This window comes from Arthrobacter sp. KUASC02, assembly GCF_059739395.1.
In genome coordinates, this window is record NZ_AP046053.1 from 3,323,257 (window position 1) to 3,345,302 (window position 22,046).

Sequence of the window (22,046 nt, forward strand, 5' to 3'; positions counted from 1 at the left end):
TCTTCAAATCCCTCAAAATCGCAGCCGCCCCCAGGGCAGCGTTTCCAAAGACCCGGTACCGGGCTCTCTGTTTCCCGCGACAGCCTACCCAACCCTCCGGCGGACCGCGATGGGGAGCTCTCCCCGGCGGCCTGACCTGCGGATACGCCCGTCATCAACATTGCGGGATGCCGTGACTCTCGGGCTCACCCAGGGTGGTGTTGCCCACCTGGATGGTGCGGCCCACAAAGCGGCCGTCGGAATGGGAATTGATGCGGTACCACTTGTAGGTGCCGCGGGCGTCCGGCACGGTGCGCCACATGAAGCAGTTGACGGTAAAGGACGGACCGGAGCCGTAGATCCAGGGATAGTTGCGGATGACACCATCGCAGGTATGCTCCGCATTCGTCGGCGACCGCCAGGAGGTTTGCCCCGAGGCAGGCGCGTCTGTGCACGTCCGGTAACCGTTGACCGCAGTGTCCCAGTTCGTCTTCGCCGGACCGGAACGAGCCGTCGCCTGGGCGACGGCTCCGCCGGTCCCCACGGAATTCACGGTCTGCACCTGAATTGAGTGCGGTTCGTCAAAGCCGCCGGTGTTCACCGTCCGGCTTCCCGATGCCGCGACGGTTTCCCAGCCCCGGCCGTCAATGTTGATCCGGGTGGAGGCGACGTCGTTCGTCGCCGTCGACGGTGAAGTCCAGCTGAAGCTCAGCGACTTCTGGTTCTGCCCGCCGTTCTGCCCTGAAGCAGAGGGCGTACCGGGCGCACCGTGCGGTGTGGCGCCGGCTGCGGCGCTGGCGTCCGAGCTGGGCGCCACAGTGGAATGCGCGATCACCGTAATGGCGGTCTGGGCGCCGTTGGTGAAGCCGCCCACGGTCTGCCCGGGCTTGATCGGACCGTTCTGGCCGGTGCTGGCGTTGTAGCTGTAGCTCACCTCGCCGTAGGCCGAGCCGTTGCGTTCGGCGGCGGTCAGCTCCTTGAAATTGATGGTCACCTGCCGCCCTGCTCCCCCGGTGTCCGCCGCGGTGGCGCTCACCCCGGAGACTTGGCCGAGCTTGCCGGTGGCGCGCCGGGGCGCCGACGGCGGACTGACGGCGCCTTTCCCCGCTTTGTTTTCGGCCTGGACCGTAAAGGTGTAGTCAGCTTCGGAGTTGTTCGCCGTGAAGTTGGCGGTGCGCACTGTTCCCGCGATGGCCTGCGTTTGCGGTGCGCCGCCGCCTCCGCTCATGGTGACGTAGTAGTTCTTGATGGCGTCCCCGTTGGTGTCGGGTTCGGACCAGTTCACGCGCAGCTGGTTGGTGCTTCCCACCGCCGACGCCACGGCCGACGTCGGTGCCGCCGGAGCCGCGGGCACGCCGGCCGGGTTGTCCTCCGAAGAGTAGATCCCCCACTCGGACGGGCCAAGGTCGTTGACAGCCTGGGCGCGGACCTTGTAGCGCACGCCGTTGGTCAGGCCGGGCCACGTGTAGGTCAAGCCGGTTACCCCGTTCTTCACCGCGATACCGCTGGCCGGCGGCGGGGAGATCTCCAGGTTGTAGCTTTTGACGGCTGAGCCTTCAGTCTTCGCCGCGGGCCATGCGATCACCATGTCCTTGTCCCCTGCTTTGACCGTGGGTGCCTCCGGCGGGGACGGTTTCTCGTCCGGCCGGATTTCGTTGGATGCCGCCGATGCTGCTGAAACGCCGACTTCGTTGGTGGCCGTGACGGTGAAAACGTATTTGACGTCATTGGTCAGGCCGCTGAGCGTGCAGGTGGTGGTGGGGCAGTCCTGGCTGAAGCCACTGGACGTGACGGTGTATTTGCTGATGGCCGCGCCGTTGTCCGACGGCGGAGCCCACTTGAGTACGGCGGTTCGGCTGCGGACGTCGGTGGCGGACGGCGCCGAGGGGGCGTCCGGTTTGTCCCGGACGGTGATGCGCACGCGGCCGCTGGCCTGCCGCGAGGGGTCCCCGGTCTTGTCCAGCACGGTGTAGCGGATCACCATGACACCCTTGGATCCTTCGGCGGGCGTGACCGTGATGGAGTCCCCGGCTACGGCGGGAGTACCGGCAGCGGAGCCGGTTTCGACTGTGGCCGAGATGATCTTGAGCGGGGTTTCGCCAAACGGGTTGAAATCGTTGGCGAGGACGTTGATGGTCTCGGTCCGGCCGGCATTGGCCTTGTCGATCAGGTCGTCGTTGGCGGCAGGAAGGGGCCTGTTGGAGGCGACGACGGTGGCAGTTACCGCGGCCCTTACGGAACCGGAGCGGCCGTCTGTCACCTTGAGCGGGATGGTCCCCTTGCGGCCTGCCGTCAGGCTGGACTCGGCACCGACCTTGAGCGTCTGCCCTTCGATGGTTGCGTTGAAGCCTTCCGGCAGGGTCCCGTCGAGCTCAAATTTGAGCTTCTCCTGGTCCCCGTCATCCACGTCCTTGGCCAGGTTGCCCAGTTCCAGGCTTGCGGTTTCGGCCAGGGGCACGTCGAGGTCGGTGCCGCTGAAGGTTGGCTCGTGGTTGGCGTTGGGGTCCGGGACCACCCGGGTGATGATGGTCAGGGTGGACTTCAGGCCCTGCGGGTCGTCCGGACCGGAACCGTCCGTGACTTCGAAGGTGAGGGAGCCGGGCCCCACATAGTCCTTGAGCGCCGCGTAGCGCAGGACGTTTCCGTTGCCGCCAATCACGTTCCCGGCATCCGCCCCCTGCACGCTTACTTTGTCCGCCTGGGTGATCCGCGGGCTGCGTCCGTCCCGGACCCGGACGTACTCGTTCAGGTCGATGGTGGCTTCCTTGCCTGCCATGACTTCCACGACGTCGGTCCGTGCCAGTGAGGGGTGCTGTTCGCCCTGTCCGGGAACCCAGATGACCGCCGTCGAGCTTTGGCCGTCGACGTCGGTGACGGTGTACGGGACCAGCTGGTCTGCGGGAGCAAGGCTGACCACTACGTTGCCGTCACCTCCGACGCGCGCGTTGGGGTTGCCGTCCGGCAGGCTGATCTTGAGGTCGGCGGCGACGCCATCGGGGTCGGAGTCGTTTTTCAGGACAGGGACGTCGACGGCGGACTTCCCCAGCGTCTCGGCCTGGGTGATCACGTCGTCCTGGGCGACCGGGGCTTTGAGGGCGGCGTCAGGGCTGACGCGGACCCGGATCACTGCGCTCCCCTGGGCCTTCTTGTCGTCCTGGACCTTGTAGCTGACGCTCTCGTTCGCGGCAGCGCCGGGCGCCGTGAGCAGCACCTTGCCGCCGTCGGCGGACTCGACGCGGAGCTCCGGGCGGGCCTCAAAAGCGTTGGTGACCAGGCTGATCGGATCCCCGTCGGGGTCGGAGTCGTTGCTGAGGGCGTCCACGGCGATCTGGCGGCCGGGCCGGACGTCGACGGCGTCGTCCACTGCAATGGGCTTCTGGTTGGTGGCTTCCGGCGGGGCAATGCCCACAATCACCGTGCCGGTGTTTTCCGCGCCGATCCGGTCCCGGACACGATAGGTAAAGGTGTCTGTGCCGGCAGCCGTTCCCGTGGCGGTGAACGTGAGGTAGCCGTCCTTGACCACGGCCGTTCCCATCGCGGGTGCTTTATCCACGCCGATCAGCTGCACGGAGTCGCCGTCGGAATCGATGCCGTCCAGGGGCACGGGGATCCGCACCACCATTCCGGCGACGACGCGGGCGGTCAGGTTTTTCGGCTCGGGACGGGTATTCCGTTCGTCGTCGCGGGCACGGATGCGGATGGTGACCTGCTGGGAGTCCGATTGCCCGGATTCATTGGTGACCTTGTAGATGGCATAGACCGTTTTGGGCACGTCCCCGGCGATGAAGCGCAGGGTGCCGCCGGAGCGGAACATGCGGCCGTCGGCGTCGTCCGGCTTCTGCGCCAGTTCGGGTTCCAGGGTGAGCTTGCCGCCGTTGGGGTCGGTGTCGTTCTCCAGTACCGGGATGGTGACCACGTCGCCGGTCCGGACCGAGGCCTCGTCCGGCTTGGCCTGCGGAGCCTGGAGCTTGGCCGGGGCCGGTACCACCAGCACCGCGATGTCTCCCCCGGCCGAGGCCTTGCCGTTGGAAATCGTGTACTTGACGTTGAGCTGGCCCTCCGCCCGGATGTCGGTGATCCTGACGACGGAGTGGTCCAGGACTGACGCGCTGACAGGTTGGCCGTCGGCGGCCGTGACGGACTGGACCACCAGCACGCCGCCGGAGGGGTCCGAGTCGTTGCCGAGGACGTCCACCAGTACGCTGCCGCCGCTGGGCAGCAGGGCGGTGTCGCGGACGGCAACGGGGGCGCCGTCTCCGTTGCCGGGAACCACATCCACGCGGACCAGTTGCTGGGCACTGGCCGGACCGTTGGTCACGAGGTAGGACACATAGTGGGCCCCCTGGGCCGCGGAGTTGAAGGTGAAGGTCTGCTGGTCCGCGCCCATGGTGGCGGTGGAGTTTCCGTCCGGAGCGACCTGGGCAAGCCGGAGGGCTCCGCCCTGCGGATCCGAGTCGTTCTTCAGGGGTGCGATGACGGTGTCCACGCCGGCGACGGCGACGATGTGGTCCGCGTTGGCTATGGGCGGAAGCGCACCGGGTGCACGGACGTCCACGGTGATTTTGCCCTCGGCGGTGGATTGGCCGTCGGACACCGTCACGGTGACCACTTTGCGGCCGGGTTCCGAGCCGGCGTCCTGGAAGCTGAGCAGGCCGTCCGGCCGTGCCCTGACCTGGTCGCGGGGGTCGCTGCCGCTGGCGCTCACCACATAGAGGTCGTCGCCGTCCGGGTCGGTCCAGTCCGTGAGGAGGTTCTGGCTGACGGTCTTGCCGGACTGCACCACGAGGGTGGTGTTCCGGTTGGGCTTCTGGCGCGGGGCGGAGTTCTCCCCCGGCGGGATGATGTTGAGGGTGACGTCGGAGGAGGCGCTCAGACCGCGGCCGTCGTCCACCGAGTATTTGAACGTCTCGGAGCCCGTCTTGTCGGCCGGCACGCTGACCTGGAAACCGGTGGAGCCGTAGATCGGCGCGAGGACGCCGGAACTGATGGCGTCCGGGGCGCGGACGGTGAGGATGTCGCCGTCGGGGTCCGTATCGTTGTCCAGGACGGGGAGGATGGCGGTCTTGCCCGCGCGGACGCCGAAGGTGTCCGGTTTGGCGACCGGCGCGCTGTTGGGCTTGGTCCGGTCAGGCAGCACGGTCTGCTGGACTTCATCCGCGGAGTCCTTGTCGGCATCACCAGAGGTCTGCTGCGGCGGGATGACGTCGTCCCAGTTGTTGACCAGCTGCATGTTCTGGTTCACCAGCCACACATTGCCCGAATTCACATCGTTCAGCACCACCAGGTCCCGGTTCACCCGGAACACATACGACGGCGACGCACTCGCCTTCGGCACCTCAACATTCTTATCATCAGCATCATTCACACAGTCCCGGACATACTTATTCGCCCCCGACCACGCCGCATGCACACACCCGCCCAGCTGCACCGGAGCCGCCGGAACACCCTCACCACCAAACGACACCGTCTTCGCCGTCGACCCATCCAACGGCTGCTTCAACAACGCCTTCCGCGTCGCCACCGCCACCACATCCGACTCCGGACCCGACAGCTGCAGCTTCGCCTCCTGCGCATCCGCCACATCCAGCGCACGCCCGCCCGGCAGGAACAACTTCCCCCGCCCGGCATCCAGCACCACCGGCCGATCCCCCACCACAGCCAACTGCAGATCCCCCGCACCCTTCAACCCGTCCCACGTGGAGGACTCGGTGGAAGTCACCACACCATTGGCATCAACCACCGTCACCGTCACCGCACCGGTCTTCGGATCAGCACTGTAAATCCGGTCATCCGCACCCACAGCAGACACCAGGCCCTCCGAACCGGCCAGCACCGGCTCCGTGGACTCCTCATAAAAACCATTAACCGTCGAGGGCGACAACGCCCACACCTTGCCCTTGGCCGGATCCGTCACCGAAATAACCCCGGAACCAAAACTCACCTCAGCCGCACCCGGCAACTGCTTATCCCCGCCCAACTGCATATTCGCCGGCGACACCTGATTCAACGTCGAACCGGTCTCATCATCGACAAACACATCACCGGAATTCTGCAGGATATCGAACGTAGTACTCGCCGGAGTCACCGCACCATCCAGCACACGCGACGGATAATTCAACCGCCCAACAGCATTCCTGGCCTTACTCACCACCCACACACCGCCGTCGTTCAACTCCACCTCAGTGGTCTTAAACCCCGGATAAATCACCGCACCCGCCACCAACGCAGCACCGGCCACCGCAAAAACCGTGCCGCGGAGGATCCCGGCACGCCGATAACTCGGCGTCCGTTCCGATTTGGGCGTCACGGATCGAAGTAGCCGTTTCATTGCCAGTTTTCCCCCACAAAAATGCATTCCGGGCACGCTAAGGCCCCATAAAGCGACATACCGGGTCAATCCGACTATGTCATAAGACCATCAATTTTAGAAACCCGCTCCTCCGTCCGCTGATGCGGGAGTCCGGGGAACGCAGGTGGAGCAATACGGGTGGATATCAGTCCAGGACGAGTCCCCGGCCACTGCCGCGCTGCAACAGGACGGGGTGTATTTCACCGAAGCCACGAACCTCTTCGGCCGCCTGCGGGACCAGCACAAAACGTTCGTCGTGTTCGAGCGCAGCGGCCGTCATCGAATCGACCAGCACGGTGCCCGGATCCGCCAGCGCAGTCAGCCGCGCGGCGAGGTTAACGGTGGGACCGTAAATGTCGCCCAACCGCGACAGGATCCTCCCCCACACCATGGCCACCCTGGCCTGGGGCAGGATTTCATCCTCGGTGAAGGCCTGGCACAGGGCGAGGGAAATTTCCGCACCCGCCGCCGGTGTCTCGGCAATATAGAGGACTTCATCCCCCACGGTTTTCACCAGCCGTCCGCCGCCGACCGAAATGATCTCGGCGCATTTGTTCTCAAAGCGCTGCACCAGCTGCGCCAGGGTCTTCTCGTTCATGCGACGCGAAAGGCTGGTGTACGAAACCAGGTCGGCAAATCCTACGGCCCGCGCCAGCGGCAGCGGTGCGTCATCCTCGTCGCCCTCGCGGCCCTCTTCACTGGCCTGCAGTCCGGCCTCGGCCCGTACGGCAAGGCGCTGGACCCCGGCGTTGAGCTGCCTGCGCCAGGAGTAAACCAGCATTTCCTCGAGTGCATCCACCAGGGACGGCAACTGGTTGACCAGCCTCTTGCGGGCGACGGCGTCCGGCACACCCTGCCGGTGCACCATGTCCTCCACAAGCGCCTCAATTTGCCAGACCACCATGCGGTCGGTCATTTGCCCGATGGCCCGGGTGACGGAAATAGCCGCCTCCTCGGTGAGCTTTCCCGCCCGGACCAGGTCCACCACGGTGGACAGTGCCGCCTGGTCGCGTTCGGTGAAGGCAACATCCTCGTCGCCAAGGTTGGGAAAGCCCAGGGCGCGCCACAGCTTGCGGGCGGACAGCAGCGACAGCCCGGCACCGGCCGCCACCTCACGGCGGCGCAGCTTGCGCTCACCGCCCAGGAGCCGGGCCTCCAGCGCCTTCGCGGCGAGCCGTTCGGCAGAAAGGGTTCCCGTGGGAGCAGCTTCACTCGAGGACGATCCCGGCGAAGACGGGTCATACTGGGCAGGGTCGTGGGGTATCGGCTGGTGGGCGGATGCCGGGGTGGCTGCAGGGTCGCCTGGCACCGACGACTCGAGCACGGATGTTCCAAGCGGGGATACCTCAAGCACCGGCGCCTCCAAGGAAACGGGCGGCTCCACGGATACCGGTGCCTCCAATGAAACCGGATCCAGGGTGGCCGTTTCCAGGACAGCGGCTTCGAGGGTGGCGGTCTCCACTACGGCGTCCGGCGGAGAGGGCAGCTCAGACGGCTCCGCCTGGTCGACGGTTCCGGTGTTGTCCACGGGTCCGGCATTCTCAGCGCTCATCTCTTCCACCTTCTCTCGTATCCCACGTCTCTCCCCTATCCCACGGCCGGTACCGCGGCATGTCCCCGGCAATGTCCTGCGACCGGTCCGCCTCGTAGATCACTCCGGCCGGCAGTTCATCGATGGCATCGAGAACGAAGTTCCGGAACTTCACAGCTTCCGGAACATCCGGGATGACCGACTCGGCACCGTGTCCGGTATCCAACGATATATTCCCGGAACGCAATATGCGTTGCCACAGTGACTGACTGACACCGACATGATGAACCGCCGCGAGCGGGATCTGCATGTCCCGCCTGCGCAACATACCGTAACGGGCAATTATCCGTCGGCTCGTCAGCACGTACTGGGTGGCGTGCCATCTGAGCAGCCGCGGCAGGCAGTATCCCAACAGTATCCACGCAACACCGCCGACGCACACTGCGACAAGCCAAATAGTCCATTCCTCGGAGATCAGCGGAACCAGCCTGGCCGGCTCGCCCCTCACGATCCAAGCGCTGGCGAAGGCGCCCACAGCGGGTCCGGCGATGAACAGCAGCCCCGGAAAAAAGAGCTTCCGGGGCTGCGGCCGGGTAACAGTGATGACCTGTTCACCCGGCAGGAGCTCTTTACGCATATCCGCTTTCCGCGGTGCCGGTTCCCGTATCGGTTCCGGTACCGGGCGGGGTCCAGGGGCGGAGATGAACGACGTCGCCGGCCGTCACCACATGCTCGTGCTTGCCGGCGTCCACCACCAGGAGGGAGCCGTACTCGTCCAGACGGGAGGCATGGCCGATGATCTCGTGGTCGCCGGGCAGCTGTGCGCGCACCTGCTTGCCGAGGGTGGACATGACCGATTCCACGCGCTTGTGCAGCGACGGTCCGCCGGCCATCCCGGCGGCGGGGTCGCCGTCGGCATTGCAGAAATTGCGGTACAGCGCGGCAAAGCGCGACAGGTAGCTCTTGAGCAGCGCGGTCCGGTCGACTGTCCGGGCGTTTTCCAGCAGCACGGATGTGGCCGTCGGGACGGGAAGCTCCTCGGCAGTCAGGGTCACATTAAGCCCGGTGCCCAGGATCACAGGCGGCACAGTGCCGTCCCCCATCGGTCCGAGCTGGGCCAGGATGCCCGCAATTTTCCGGCCGCGCACCATGACGTCGTTGGGCCACTTGATCTCGGCCGGGATCCCTGCCGTTTCCAGGAGGGCCTCCCGGAGGGCAAGGGCGGCGAGCAGCGAGAACCAGGAGTAGCTGTGCGTGGGCAGCGGCCGTCCTTCGGCGTTCACCGGCCGGAGGACGATTGACACGGACACGGAGCTCAGCGGCGGCGCCTCCCAGTGCCGGTCCAGGCGGCCGCGGGCGGCGGTCTGGTGCTCGGCGGTAAGGACGGACAGGTCCGGCCAGGCACGGGGATCCACGGTCACTCCCTGCAGGAGGTCCGCATTCGTGGAACCTGTTGAATCCACCACGGTGAGCTGCGCTATGCCGTTGGCAGCCAGGAAATCCTCACTGCCCAGTTCGTTCCTGTTGAGTCCAACGCGGGCAGCGGGAGACTGCGGGGTGATCGGGTCCTGGCCGTCGGCGGGCTGTGGGGCGTCCATAGTTGAATCCTACCGAGTTGGCGCGGCTCCGGCGGCGGGCGGACGGGTTCTCAGAGGAAAATGTCAGGGACCAGCCGGCCCTCCGGCGCCCCGAGGCTGTACGGCGAAAAGTCGGTGACGCCGGCCGCGGTGAGAACCTGTTCGTCCGTGTAGAAGTTGCCGCTCCGCCGGCCCGCCCCGCCCGCCAGGTTGCTTCCCGTCAACACTGCATGTGCCGCATCCGCCATGATCTCCGGTCCGCGGGCTGCCTTGACCATGTTCTCGCCTCCGGGCATGTTCCGGATGGCAGCCGTGTCGATCAGCGTGCAGGGCCAGAGCGAGTTGACGTTGATGCCGTCTTCCTTGAGTTCCTCGGCCAGGCCGAGGGTGGTGAGGCTCATACCGTATTTGGCCATGGTGTAGGCAAGGTGCATGCCTGCCCACTTGGGATCCAGGTTCAGCGGCGGTGACAGCGTCAGGATATTGGCATCTACTGAGCGGCGAAGTGCCGGCAGTGCGAGCTTGGAGAGCAGGAAGGTTCCCCGGACATTGATGTCCTGCATCAGGTCGTAGCGCTTCATGTCCACGGCGTCGGTTTTGGACAGATCGATCGCGGAGGCGTTGTTGATCACGATGTCGATCCCGCCAAACCGTTCGACGGCGGCGGCAACCGCCCCGGCGACGTCGTCGTCATTGCGGACGTCGCCGACGATCGGGAGCGCCCGGCCGCCTGCTGCTTCCAGTTGTTCCGCGGCGCTGAAGACCGTGCCTTCGAGTTTTGCGTGCGGCTGGCCGGTCTTGGCCATCATCACGATATTGGCGCCATCGCGCGCGGCGCGGAGCGCAATGGCGAGGCCGATGCCGCGGCTGCCGCCCGACATCAAAATGGTGCGTCCCTGAAGGGAACCGGCGGCCTGGTACGGCCCTGCGGCGGTGCCCGAAGCATCGTTGCTTGAAGTCATAAGGACACTCTAGCCGAAGTATGTTACCGGTGAGTAACATAACGGTCGGCGTCACCCGACGGCAGAAAATTGTAGGTTTTCTACAGCGGTCCCGGCCAATAGCGTCACTAGACTAGCCAACAGGGTCCTGTTTTTGTGCGGAAGCTACTTAAGCGCCGTCGCGACACAGGGCCAGCGACCATCAGCTACAGCGAACAATCAGCTACAGAGCCGGAGACACTTGATGAGCCACGATCTGACAACGACTGCGGGAAAGATTGCAGACTTCCGCGACCGCCAGGCGCGTGCCGAGCAGCCATCCGGCCCCGAAGCCATCGAAAAGCAGCACGCCCGCGGGAAGAACACGGCACGCGAGCGCATCGACCTCCTCCTGGATGAAGGATCGTTCGTCGAGTTCGACGCCTTGGCCGTCCACCGCTCCACAGCCTTCGGCATGGAGAAGAAGAAGCCCCTGGGTGACGGACTGGTGTCCGGTTACGGCACGGTGGACGGCCGCCCCGTGGCCGTCTACAGCCAGGATTTCTCCGTCTATGGCGGCTCGCTCAGCCAGGTCAACGGCGAGAAGATCGTCAAGGTGCAGGAATTCGCGCTGCGCAACGGCTGCCCTGTGGTGGGCATCCTCGACGGCGGCGGCGCCCGCATCCAGGAAGGCGTGGCCTCCCTGGCCATGTTCGCGGACATCTTCCGCAACAACGTCCACGCGTCCGGAGTGGTCCCCCAGATCTCGCTCATCATGGGCCCCTCCGCCGGCGGCGCGGCCTACTCCCCTGCCTTGACCGACTACGTGGTCATGGTGGACAAGACCTCGCACATGTTCATCACCGGACCGGACGTGATCAAGACCGTCACCGGCGAGGACGTTGACATGGAGACCCTGGGCGGAGCGCGGCAGCACAACGCCACCACCGGCACGTCCACGTACCTGGCCTCGGACGAGGCGGACGCCATCGAGTTCGTCCGTGAACTCCTGGACTTCCTCCCCTCCAACAACCTGGCCGAAGCTCCGGTCCTGGAGCACCAGCAGGACCTGGAAGTCGACGACGACGACCTCGCCCTGGACACGCTCATTCCGGATTCGGCCAACCAGCCCTACGACATGCGCAAGGTCGTTGAGCAGATCGTGGATGACGGGCACTTCCTGGAGATGCAGGCCCTCTACGCACCCAACGTGATGATCGGCTACGGCCGCATCGAGGGGCACACCGTCGGCATCGTGGCCAACCAGCCCATGCAGTTCGCCGGCACCCTGGACATCTCCGCGTCGGAAAAAGCCGCGCGCTTCGTCCGGCACTGCGACGCCTTCAACATCCCCATCATCACGCTGGTGGACGTGCCGGGATTCCTGCCGGGCAAGGACCAGGAGTTCCAGGGCATCATCCGCCGCGGCGCCAAGCTCCTGTACGCCTACGCCGAGGCCACCGTCCCCAAGCTCACGGTCATCACCCGCAAGGCATACGGCGGGGCGTACATCGTGATGGGTTCCAAGAAGCTCGGCGCCGACCTGAACCTGGCCTGGCCCACGGCCCAGATCGGCGTCATGGGCGCGCAGGGCGCCGTCAACATCCTGTACCGCCGCGAGCTTGCTGCGGTGGCGGAGGCCGGCGGTGACGTCGAGGCCAAGCGCGCCGAGGTGATCCGGCAGTACGAGGAGGAGCTCCTCAACCCGTACCAGGCCGCCCAGCTCGGGTACGTGGACGCCGTCATCGCGCCGTCCGAGACGCGGGTGCAGATCATCAAGGGCCTGCGTGCCCTGCGGGACAAGCGCGCCAGCCTTCCCGCCAAGAAGCACGGGAACATTCCGCTGTGACCCCGGAAGTGGAGCCCGCCGCGCACCCGGCCGTTTCACCGGCCGGGAACGAACCATCACCTGAAACAGCAGCCGGGGAACCGTTGTTCTCGGTGGTCAAGGGCGAACCGACCGACGTGGAACTCGCGGCGCTCACCGCCGTCGTCCTTTCCCTCGGCAATGCCGCGCCCGAAGGCGATGCGAAGCCCAGCGTCCGCCACTGGGTGCGGCGGCAGCAGCTGCGGCTGGCCCCCACCCCGGGGCCGGGCGCGTGGAAGCGAAGCCGCGGCTAAGGCCGGCAGCTGCCGTCTGGCCGCAGCATCACCGCAGCGCCCGGGAACTGACACACCGAAAAGTTCAGTGAGTCTTTCATAACTGGGATCGCCCCGTTAGTCTCGTGGGGTGACTACCGAAACCGCAGCCTCAGCGCGCCCCCACACAGCCATCGACGCCGTCGCAGACGCCTACACGGACACCCTGATCAGGCTCAACCCGAGCTTCGCCACCACGCTCGGCGTGCCCGGCCACGAAACGGAATTCCAGGACTTCTCGCCTGCGGGAATCGAAGAATTCATGGTTGCGGCGCGGAAGGCCCTCGGCGAACTGGACGGGCTGGAGCCTGTAGACGACGTTGACGCCGTCACGCTCGACGCCATGCGGGAACGGCTGGGGCTGCAGCTGGAAATCCACGAATCCGGCTGGGATGCCGCGGACCTGAACAACATCGCCTCGCCGGCGCAGGACATCCGTGCCATCTTTGACCTGATGCCCACCGATTCCACGGAGCACTGGGAGCACATCGCCGGGCGCGCCCACAGCGTCCCCGGCGCGATCGACGGCTACATCGAGTCGCTGCGCTACGCCAGGGAACAGGGCAAGGTCTCCGCCTCCCGGCAGGTGTCCATCGTCGTCGAGCAGGCCATCAGATACGCGGCCGAGGACGGCTTCTTCGCGAAGATGGCCGCCGGCGCCAAGACCGCGGACGGTCCGCTTTCCGCGGAACTGCAGGCAAGGCTCGACGACGGCGCCGCCGCGGCCCGCGCCGCGTACCTCAAGCTGGCGGATTTCCTGTCCGCCGAACTGCTGCCCGCGGCACCGGCCAAGGACGCTGTGGGCCGGGACCGGTACGCGCTGGCATCCCGGGCCTTCCTCGGCGCGACGGTGGACCTCGACGAAACCTACGCCTGGGGCGTCCAGGAACTGGAACGGCTCATCGCCGAACAGGAGCGCGTGGCCAACGAGATCCGGCCCGGCGCTTCGGTGGCGGAAGCCAAGGAAATCCTGAACAGCGATCCCGCGCGCCAGCTCAAAGGCACCGACGCCCTCAAAGCCTGGATGCAGGGCCTCTCGGACAAGGCTGTGGCGGATCTGGCCGACGTGCACTTCGAGATCCCGGACATCATGAAGACGCTCGAATGCCTGATCGCCCCCACCGACGAAGGCGGCATCTACTACACCGGACCTTCGGACGACTTCAGCAGGCCGGGCCGGATGTGGTGGTCGGTGCCCGCGGGCGAGGACACCTTCACCACCTGGGCCGAAACCACCACGGTGTTCCACGAAGGCGTGCCCGGGCACCACCTCCAGATCGCCACGGCCATCTACCGGCGGGAGCTGCTCAACAAGTGGCGGCGCAACGTCTGCTGGACTTCGGGCCACGGCGAAGGCTGGGCGCTGTACGCAGAGCAGCTGATGCTGGAACTGGGGTACCTCAAGGACCCGGGCGACCACATGGGCATGCTCGACATGCAGCGCATGCGGGCCGCGAGGGTGGTGTTCGACATCGGCGTGCACCTGGAGCTCGACGTGCCGGAACGCTGGGGCAGCGGCACCTGGACGCCGGACAAGGGCTACGACTTCCTGAAGCAGAACCTCGCGATCAGCGAAGGCCAGCTCAACTTCGAATTCGCCCGCTACCTCGGATGGCCGGGCCAGGCTCCGTCCTACAAGGTGGGCCAGCGCCTCTGGGAGCAGATCCGCGCCGAGCTCGAAGCCCGCCCCGGCTTCAACCTGAAGGCCTTCCACACCAAGGCACTCAACGTCGGCTCCGTGGGGCTCGACACGCTGAAGCGCGCGCTGCTGGGGTAAGGCCGGTCTCGACGCTGCGTCCCGGAGGGACAGCTGCAACGTCCCGGAGGGACGGACATCCTCGGCGTGCTCGCTCGTTCCTCGTTTGGACGCACGCTGCCGGATGCCCGTCCCTCCGGTCCGTTCACGAGACGTTTGCCACACCGGACCTGGGAATAACTTCATAAAACGCTGGCCTGGCGCCGAAATTGCTTGCATGTGAGCGTGATGGCCGAATGGGGCCGCGTAATATTTCTCAATGTCGAGTGGAAGCTGTATTTTGTGCGGCCTAGCGTGTTCGGGTGACCACTCAAACCAGCACTCCCTCCCCCGCAGGAAACACCGGCTTCCGGCTGCCCAAATGGGCCGGTTCGTTCGGCTTCCAGATCATTGCCGCCCTGATCGTGGGCCTGGGCCTTGGCCTCCTGGCCAAGTACACGGGCAGCACCAAGGCAAGCCCCAATGCCCTCGGCGCCACCCTGCAGACGATCGGCTCGAGCTACGTCTCGCTGCTGCAGACCGCCGTGGTGCCCCTTATCTTCACCGCCGTCGTCAGCTCCATCTCGAACCTCCGGCAGGTCTCCAACGCTGCGAAGCTGGCCTGGAACACGCTGCTGTGGTTCGCCATCACATCGCTGATCGCGGTGCTGATCGGCATCGGCCTGGGTGTGCTGCTGCAGCCCGGCGCCAGCACCGGCATTACCCAGGAAGCCAAGTACAGCGGCAAGTCCGGTGACTGGTGGGCCTTCCTCACCGGCCTGTTCCCCAAGAACTTCCTCGGCCTCGGCGCCAGTTCCACTGTGACGGAAAGCGCGAACGCTGCAACGACAGTGAGCACGTCCGTCAGCTTCAACGTCCTGCAGATCCTGGTGATCGCGATCGCCGTCGGCGTGGCGGCACTGAAGGTGGGCAAGGCCGCCGAGCCCTTCCTGAACCTCAACGCCTCAGCCCTCGCCGTCATCCAGAAGGTGCTGTGGTGGATCATCCGCATCGCCCCGCTGGGCACTGTGGGCCTCATCGGCAACGCCGTGGCGGTTTACGGCTGGGACACCATCGGGTCGCTGGGCAAGTTCACCTTTGCCATCTACGTCGGCCTGGCCCTCGTCCTGTTTGTGGTCTACCCGGTCCTGGTCCGCACCCATGGGCTGTCCGTCAAGCAGTACTTCTCCGGCGTCTGGCCCGCTGTCCAGCTGGCCTTCGTGTCCCGCTCGTCCGTGGGCACCCTGCCGCTGACCCAGCGCGTGACGGAGCGGAGCCTGGGCGTACCCCGCGCCTACGCCTCCTTCGCCGTACCGCTGGGCGCCACCACCAAGATGGACGGCTGCGCCGCGATCTACCCGGCCATCTCCGCGATCTTCGTAGCCCAGTTCTTCGGCATCCAGCTCGACTTCAGCCAGTACCTGCTGATCGCCCTCGTCTCCGTGCTGGGCTCCGCCGCGACGGCCGGCACCACCGGCGCCGTCGTGATGCTGACCCTGACGCTCTCCACGCTGGGACTGCCGCTGGCCGGCGTCGGCCTCCTGCTGGCGATCGACCCGATCCTGGACATGGGCCGCACTGCGGTCAATGTCGCCGGGCAGGCGCTGGTCCCCACGATCGTGGCCAAGCGCCAGGGCATCCTGGACGAGGCGCTGTACAACGCACCGCGCAACGGCGACCCGTTCGCGGACGACTCCGCCAGTGCAGATCCGACGGCGGCCGCTCCGGCAACTGAACGGGACGAACGCGAGCTGGCGGACGCCAAGGCGTAACCCGCTTCGTCGCCGAAGCGCGAACGTACAGTTGAGGCCTCAAATCCACACGGGTTTGGGGCCTCAACTGTACGTTCGCGCTGATGTGGTGGGACGTCCTAGCGGCCGCCGCCGCCGATCACGCCGTTTTCCACGGCCTTGGTGACGGCGTCGGCTTCCGCCTGGGTGAGCTTGCCGTCCGCGACAGCCTTGTCCAGCCGGGACTTCAGGGCCGCTGCGCGCTCGGACCGTTCCGCGGCGTGCAGCTCCTCAAGTGCGGAGGTGACCTTGGATTCTTCTATCCCGAGCGACTCCGCGAGGGACTTGGCCAAGGCGGCTTCCCTGGCCGCACGGTCCGGCTTCTCTCCCTCGGCGGGCCGTGTGGCCGGCTTGTTGGCATCGCGGAACGCCTTCAGCGCCTCCGTGACCTTTGCCTCGTCAACACCGAGCTTGGCCGCCAGCTCCGATGCCTGCACGCCCCCTTCGTGCCCGTGGCGGCCTCCCTTGTGGCCGCGGTCGTGGCCGTCGGTGTTGGCACCGGCCGATGCGCTGGCTGACGGAGTGGGCGTCGGAGTGGTGGCTGCGGACGCAATTCCGCTGACGCCGATCCCGGCCCCGACAACCAGGGCAGCGGCGCCCAGGCCGAGGCCCAACTTCTTTCTGCTTGTCATGGCACGTCTCCTCGATCTGCCGCAGCAGCGCGGCTACTTCTGGTGGCAGGTACAGAACGCCTACCTTCCTCAAGGCTGCGGCATCCACTTATGGAAGACCTGTCATGAAGCTGTTAGGAAGCTGTGAATCGGACATTCTGAGAAACTTGCACAGAGTGTAAAAATGCACGTAGTGTAATGCCGTGCCACCCACCCAGAATGCGCCAGCCATCCCGCCGCGCAGTGAAACCGCCGAACCGCCGCCGCCCTCGCGCCGGGAACTCAACAAAGCCGCAACACGCCAGGCCATTACCGATGCCGCCCTGCAGCTTCTGCGCAGCAAGGGGCCCGGAAACTTCACGGTGGAGGACATCGCTGACGCCGCAGCGATATCGCGGCGCACCTTCTTTAATTACTTCAGCAGCACCGAGGCGGCACTGGCCTCCGTGACCCACGGCTTCCTGGACAACGCGTTGGCGCAGTTCCGGTTGCGGCCCGCCGACGAGCCCATCCTTGAGTCGGCGAGGGCTGCCCTGGTTCAGTTGGCCGACCCCATGACGGTGGCCCCCATGGCCGAGCTGTACAGCCTGGCGCAGTCCAATCCGCAGCTCAACCGTTCCGAACTTGAGGCGTGGGACCACTGCACCGCGGAAATCATCGATGCGGCCCGCGAACGTTTCGCCCGGACCACGGGCGAGGAGCTCGACGAGCTTTACCTGCGCGCGCTTGCGGGGTCCATCATCTCCTGCGGAAAAGCCGCCATGGACGTCTGGTTCGCCGAGCGCGGCGCAGACCTCTCCGCCACGTCGCTTGCAAGGCTCCGCCAGCTCCTGATCGACGCCATGGGCCTCCTTGGCTCAGGCTTTACGCCCACCGCCAACCTCTCCACAGATCGGCACTGACATGGCCCTCTTACTCTACCGCCTCGGCAAGTTCTCGTATCGCCGCCGCTGGCTGGTCATTTCGCTCTGGCTGGCAGCGCTGGTGGCCGTGGGCGGGTCTGCCGCCGCCTTCCACGGCACACTGTCCAACAACTTCCAGATCCCCGGCACCGAAACGCAGCAGATGGCGGACAAGCTCAAGAAGGAGCTCCCCTCCTCCTCCGGCGGCTCGGCAAGCGTGGTGTTCGAAGCCAACGACGCCCGGTTCAGCCGGGCCGGAAGGGATGCGGTCACTGCTGCGCTGACGAAACTCAAGACCCTTCCCGATGTCCAGGGAACAGTCGATCCGTTCGCCACCCAGGCGCAGCTGGACAAGGCTGTCGCAGATCTCGACGCCGGCAGGGAGCAGTCCGCGGCCGGCAAGGCGCGGCTGGACCAGGCCACTGCCGAGCTTGCCGCCGGAAAGGCACAGCTGGGAGCAGCAGAACAGCAGATGGCGGCCGCCGGTTTGCCGGCTGCCGCGATCGAGGCACAGCTCGGCCAGCAGAAAGCAGCCCTCGCCGAAGGCCAGGCAAAGCTCGACGCCGGTACTAAGGAACTGGAAGCGGGCGAAGCCAAGCTTGCGCTTGGCGCCCGCCAGCTGGAAGCCTCGAAGGGCCTCTGCTTCGTCTCCGAGGACGGCAAGGCCGCAATCGCACAGGTCCAGTTCAGGACCTCCATCAACGGCCTGACGCCCGACGTCCGCCAGCAAGTCCAGGACATCGTCAAGGAGGTCTCGGCCGCCAACGTCACTGCCCTGCCCAGCAAGGAAATCAGCGAGGACATCTCCGAACTCTTTGGCACCGCCGAGATCATCGGCATCGCCGTTGCGGCCCTGGTCCTGGTGGTCATGCTCGGGACCCTGATCGCCGCCGGGCTTCCGCTGCTGATGGCCGTCGTCGGCGTGGCCGTCGGTGTGGGCGGAACGATCGCCCTGAGCGGTGCCACGGAAATGAGTTCCATCTCGCCCATGCTGGCGCTGATGCTCGGCCTGGCAGTGGGAATCGACTACTCGCTCTTCATCGTCAACCGGCACCGCAGCCAGTTGCTGACCGGCATGGATGCCGAGGAATCCGTGGCCCTGGCCACCGGTACTTCGGGCAACGCGGTGATGTTCGCCGGACTGACCGTCATCATCGCGCTGGCTGCTCTGGTGGTCCCCGGCCTTCCGTTCCTGGCAGTTATGGGTCTCTCCGCGGCCGCCACAGTGGCCGTCGCCGTCGTCGTTGCCTTGACCCTGACCCCCGCTGTTCTCTCCCTGGTGGGCCGGAAGCTGATCTCCAAGCGTGCTTGGGCCAAGGCGGAGAAGCACAACGCCGCCCCGGGGCACGAAACCGAGGACCGCACCCGGGACGAATACCGCAGCAGCCACGGCTGGGGCGGCATGGTCACCAATCACCCGTGGCTGGCCCTGCTGGCCGGAGTCGTCCTGCTCGGTGTGGTGGCGCTGCCCGCCAGCCAGCTCCGGCTTGCATTGCCGGATGCCAGTTCCGAGCCGGTCGCCTCGCAGGCTTTCAAGGCCTATGACGTCACCAAGCGGAGCTTCGGCGAGGGCATGACCGGCCCGATCATTGTGGTGGGCGACCTCCCCGAAGGACTCAGCGACGCCGAGGCGCAGGCCAAGCAGTTCGATGTCGCGGACATTCTGCGCGAAACCGGAAATGTCACCGCCGCCGTGCCGCTGGCACTGAGCGAGGACCGCCGCACCGCGGTGTTCCAAGTCATTCCGAATGAAGGGCCGGCCAGCGCGAGCACCGTGCAGGTGGTCTCCGAACTCCGTGCCGAAAAGGGCCAGATCAAGGACTCCACGGGCGTCAGCATCGGGCTCACAGGACAGACCGCCGGCAACGTCGACGTCTCCACCAAACTCGGTGACGCACTGCCGCCGTACTTGGCGATCGTAGTTGGTCTCTCCTTGATCCTGCTGCTGCTGGTGTTCCGCTCCATCTGGGTGCCGCTGCTGGCCACCGGAGGCTTCCTGCTCTCGCTCGCCGCAGCGTTCGGCGCGGTCGTGGCTGTGTACCAGTGGGGCTGGCTCGGAGCGGTGTTCGGCGTCGAAAATCCCGGTGCCGTGCTGAGCTTCCTGCCGATCATCCTGATCGGCGTGCTGTTCGGGCTGGCCATGGACTACCAGGTGTTCATCACCTCCGGCATGCGGGAATCGTTCATGCACGGGGAATCAGCCAAGCACGCCGTCCGGTCGGGCTTTAGTCACGCGGCCGCGGTGGTCACAGCGGCCGCGATCATCATGGTCAGCGTGTTCTCCGGCTTCATCTTCTCGCACCTGAACATGGTCCGGCCGCTTGGGTTCGCCATGGCCTTCGGCGTGCTGATTGATGCCTTCGTGGTCCGCATGACGATCGTCCCGGCCGTGATGTACCTGCTCGGCGAAAAGGCATGGTGGCTGCCGCGCTGGCTGGACCGCATCCTGCCGGACGTGGATGTGGAGGGTGCGAAGCTCCGCAAACCTGCGCCGGCCGCCGAGGTGGAACCGGAAGAAGTCGGCGCACGCTGACCGGGCTCCCCTAGTCCGCCACAGGCCGCCCGCTGATCAACTGATCGGCGGGCGGCCTGTTTGTGCGGGCCATGTTCTGTGGGCCATGTTCTGTGGGCCATGTTCTGTGGGCCATGTTCTGTGGGCCATGTTCTGTGGGCCTTGTTCTCCGTGCCGCGTTCTGTGGGACCGTGCCAGGGTTAGGCCGCGAGTGGAGCAACACGCCGTGACCGGAGGGCACGTCGGTGAACCTTGGCGTGGTGGCGGAGCTCTTTCCGGCGACTGGAATCTTCTCGGTAGCGGATTTCTTCCGGATGGCCGGGGTCTGTGGCCGGGCTGCCTCGTTGACTCCCCGGCAGCGGCGGCGCAGTGGAGTGATAGGTGTGGCCGTTGGGAGTTGTCAGTTGGATGCCATGCCTGGCCCTGCCGGGACCACTCGTCCCGCCGGGAACACTCGTTCCGGCGGGTGCGTTTGGTGCGTTGGCCGGGTGTGCTCTCCAGCCCGGCGATTCCTTCGTGTGGTTGCAGGCCTCGCAGAGCCCGGCACCGTTGCCCGCCGTTGTAGCGCCACCGCCGTGCCAGGGAACGATATGGTCCAGGTGCCGGATGGGAGCATCACAGTACGGGGTACGGCACGTGTCGTCGCGGGCCTCGATGAACCGCCGGAGCCCCGCAGGGAAAAGCCTCGCCCGGGAGTCCATCGACACCAACTCACCCGAGCCCGGGGCTGTGTACAGGCGGCGGATCCAGGTGGTGAACGCCTGGTCAGCTGCCGCTTCTGAGGGCACAGCGCCTGGCACGGATCCGGCGGGCACAGAAGCCTTGGACACGGAGGCGTCGGGCTCGGAATTTGCAGGCGCCGCTCCGGCCGGGCCAACAAGGCTCCTGGCCCAGCCGCCGGGAACTACACCGTAGCCGGGCAGGCGGGCAGGTTCGCTGTCGCCTTGGAAGAGGGTGCGGTCGGTCATCACGAGCTGGATTTCGATGCCGCTGATCCCGCCCGGTGTGCCAGTGACGCGTTCAACCAGGTCGTCCGCCATAATCTGCCCGCGGGAGCGGATGTCCCCGGACGAACGCAAAGTATCAGCCTGCCGGGTCAGCGCAGCATGGACCGCAACACCGGCCGAAACCGGCAACAGGGCCGTCAGATAGCACATCGTGTCAGGGGCGGGACGGAGACTCACATGCCGCTCCGTCACAGCATGCGCAGCACGTTTCGCGACAGAGCGCGGATCCAGCCGGTACGCCGCGGCCCGGGCCGCGCCAACAAGGGCCCGGTCACCGGACCCGGCCAGCGCCCCGGAATCCGGCGCGAGTTCCTCATCGACCGCACACCGGTCGTCCGCCGACAGGCACGCCGTCTCACGCACCAGCAACGTGGCCCGCCACTCACTCAACTGCCCCGCTTCCAAGGCAGCAAGCGTGTGCGGCATCTCCGTCACCAAAGCCTTCGCCAGACCCAGCAACCGGCTCCCCTTCGCCGGAGACTCCCGCCGGGCCAGCGCCACCTGCGCCCCGACACCCGCCCCGAGCTGGTCTGCAGGGACCCCGGCAATCGACTGCGCCCGGCGCTGCAGCAGATCAAAGGCCACCGTCAACCGGGCCTGACGGGCAGCCAACGCAGACTTCCGATCCTCCAACGCCCGGATCTCATCGATCAAGCCTGCACCACCGTCCCCGGACGGAACACCGTCCGGCCCCCAGGCCGGGTCCTGCGATGCCGGCCCCTGACCACAGCTGCAAGCGCAACCGCACCCCGCCGCCAGTGCCGGCGTCTCTTCAGTTCCCCCAAGACCGTCCATGGCTCAAGTGTCTCTCTGGGCTCTGACATTAATAGCCGGTGAGGTCCCGACCCCGCATGGGCCTATGCGGGGTCGGCTCAGGACAACCGCCACTTGGGCGCGCGTCCCGATAGTAGCCAAGGCGGAGCCCACCTCGTCCAGCCGCCGAACGAATTCGAATAGCTCTCCACTGCCCCAGGCAAAGTAATCTGTCGAAGCG

At 66.2% G+C, this 22,046-nt stretch carries 13 protein-coding genes; 6 read left to right on the forward strand and 7 right to left on the reverse strand.

The features are described from left to right. Positions 1-154: 154 nt before the first annotated feature. The 5 genes from AC6JAC_RS15395 to AC6JAC_RS15415 all read right to left on the reverse strand — a co-directional run bounded on the left by AC6JAC_RS15395 (position 155) and on the right by AC6JAC_RS15415 (position 10,398). Positions 155-6,307, reverse strand: a complete 6,153-nt coding sequence (locus AC6JAC_RS15395) for an Ig-like domain-containing protein (protein ID WP_497965301.1) — start codon at positions 6,305-6,307, stop codon at positions 155-157. A 166-nt stretch (positions 6,308-6,473) separates the two neighbouring features. Beyond that, entirely contained in the window at positions 6,474-7,814 is a 1,341-nt protein-coding gene (locus AC6JAC_RS15400) for an adenylate/guanylate cyclase domain-containing protein (RefSeq protein WP_028272531.1), read from the reverse strand. Between the two features lie 55 nt (positions 7,815-7,869). Further along, on the reverse strand, positions 7,870-8,496 hold the full coding sequence (locus AC6JAC_RS15405) for a PH domain-containing protein (protein ID WP_497965303.1): 627 nt from the start codon (positions 8,494-8,496) through the stop codon (positions 7,870-7,872). Next, positions 8,489-9,457: a biotin--[acetyl-CoA-carboxylase] ligase gene (locus AC6JAC_RS15410; protein WP_028272529.1), complete on the reverse strand. Its 969-nt coding sequence runs from the start codon at positions 9,455-9,457 to the stop codon at positions 8,489-8,491. The genes AC6JAC_RS15405 and AC6JAC_RS15410 overlap by 8 nt, the downstream gene beginning before the upstream one ends. Before the next feature lie 50 nt (positions 9,458-9,507). Continuing rightward, positions 9,508-10,398, reverse strand: coding sequence for an SDR family oxidoreductase (locus tag AC6JAC_RS15415; RefSeq protein WP_497965305.1), 891 nt, complete (start codon positions 10,396-10,398; stop codon positions 9,508-9,510). 223 nt (positions 10,399-10,621) lie between these two features. Here AC6JAC_RS15415 and AC6JAC_RS15420 point away from each other — a divergent pair, with 223 nt between their 5' ends. From AC6JAC_RS15420 to AC6JAC_RS15435, 4 genes are all read left to right on the forward strand, one after another. Further along, positions 10,622-12,205, forward strand: coding sequence for an acyl-CoA carboxylase subunit beta (locus AC6JAC_RS15420; RefSeq protein ID WP_028272527.1), 1,584 nt, complete (start codon positions 10,622-10,624; stop codon positions 12,203-12,205). 83 nt (positions 12,206-12,288) lie between these two features. Next, on the forward strand, positions 12,289-12,477 hold the full coding sequence (locus AC6JAC_RS15425) for an acyl-CoA carboxylase subunit epsilon (RefSeq protein WP_497966838.1): 189 nt from the start codon (positions 12,289-12,291) through the stop codon (positions 12,475-12,477). A 109-nt stretch (positions 12,478-12,586) separates the two neighbouring features. Then, on the forward strand, positions 12,587-14,272 hold the full coding sequence (locus tag AC6JAC_RS15430; RefSeq protein ID WP_497965307.1) for a DUF885 domain-containing protein: 1,686 nt from the start codon (positions 12,587-12,589) through the stop codon (positions 14,270-14,272). Positions 14,273-14,553: 281 nt separating this feature from the next. Then, on the forward strand, positions 14,554-16,002 hold the full coding sequence (locus AC6JAC_RS15435) for a dicarboxylate/amino acid:cation symporter (RefSeq protein WP_028272524.1): 1,449 nt from the start codon (positions 14,554-14,556) through the stop codon (positions 16,000-16,002). Positions 16,003-16,100: 98 nt separating this feature from the next. On the opposite strand, the gene AC6JAC_RS15440 is transcribed toward AC6JAC_RS15435, so the two are convergent. Further along, entirely contained in the window at positions 16,101-16,652 is a 552-nt protein-coding gene (locus tag AC6JAC_RS15440; protein ID WP_497965309.1) for a hypothetical protein, read from the reverse strand. 182 nt (positions 16,653-16,834) lie between these two features. On the opposite strand from AC6JAC_RS15440, the gene AC6JAC_RS15445 reads away from it, so the two are divergent. Further along, complete coding sequence (locus tag AC6JAC_RS15445; RefSeq protein ID WP_081818998.1) at positions 16,835-17,533, forward strand: TetR/AcrR family transcriptional regulator; 699 nt, start codon at positions 16,835-16,837, stop codon at positions 17,531-17,533. Between the two features lies 1 nt (position 17,534). After that, a complete protein-coding gene (locus AC6JAC_RS15450) occupies positions 17,535-20,066 on the forward strand; it encodes an MMPL family transporter (RefSeq protein WP_497965311.1) in 2,532 nt (843 codons plus the stop codon). 179 nt (positions 20,067-20,245) lie between these two features. Here AC6JAC_RS15450 and AC6JAC_RS15455 read toward each other — a convergent pair whose 3' ends face one another. Beyond that, positions 20,246-21,847, reverse strand: a complete 1,602-nt coding sequence (locus AC6JAC_RS15455) for an HNH endonuclease (protein ID WP_497965313.1) — start codon at positions 21,845-21,847, stop codon at positions 20,246-20,248. Positions 21,848-22,046 lie beyond the last annotated feature (199 nt).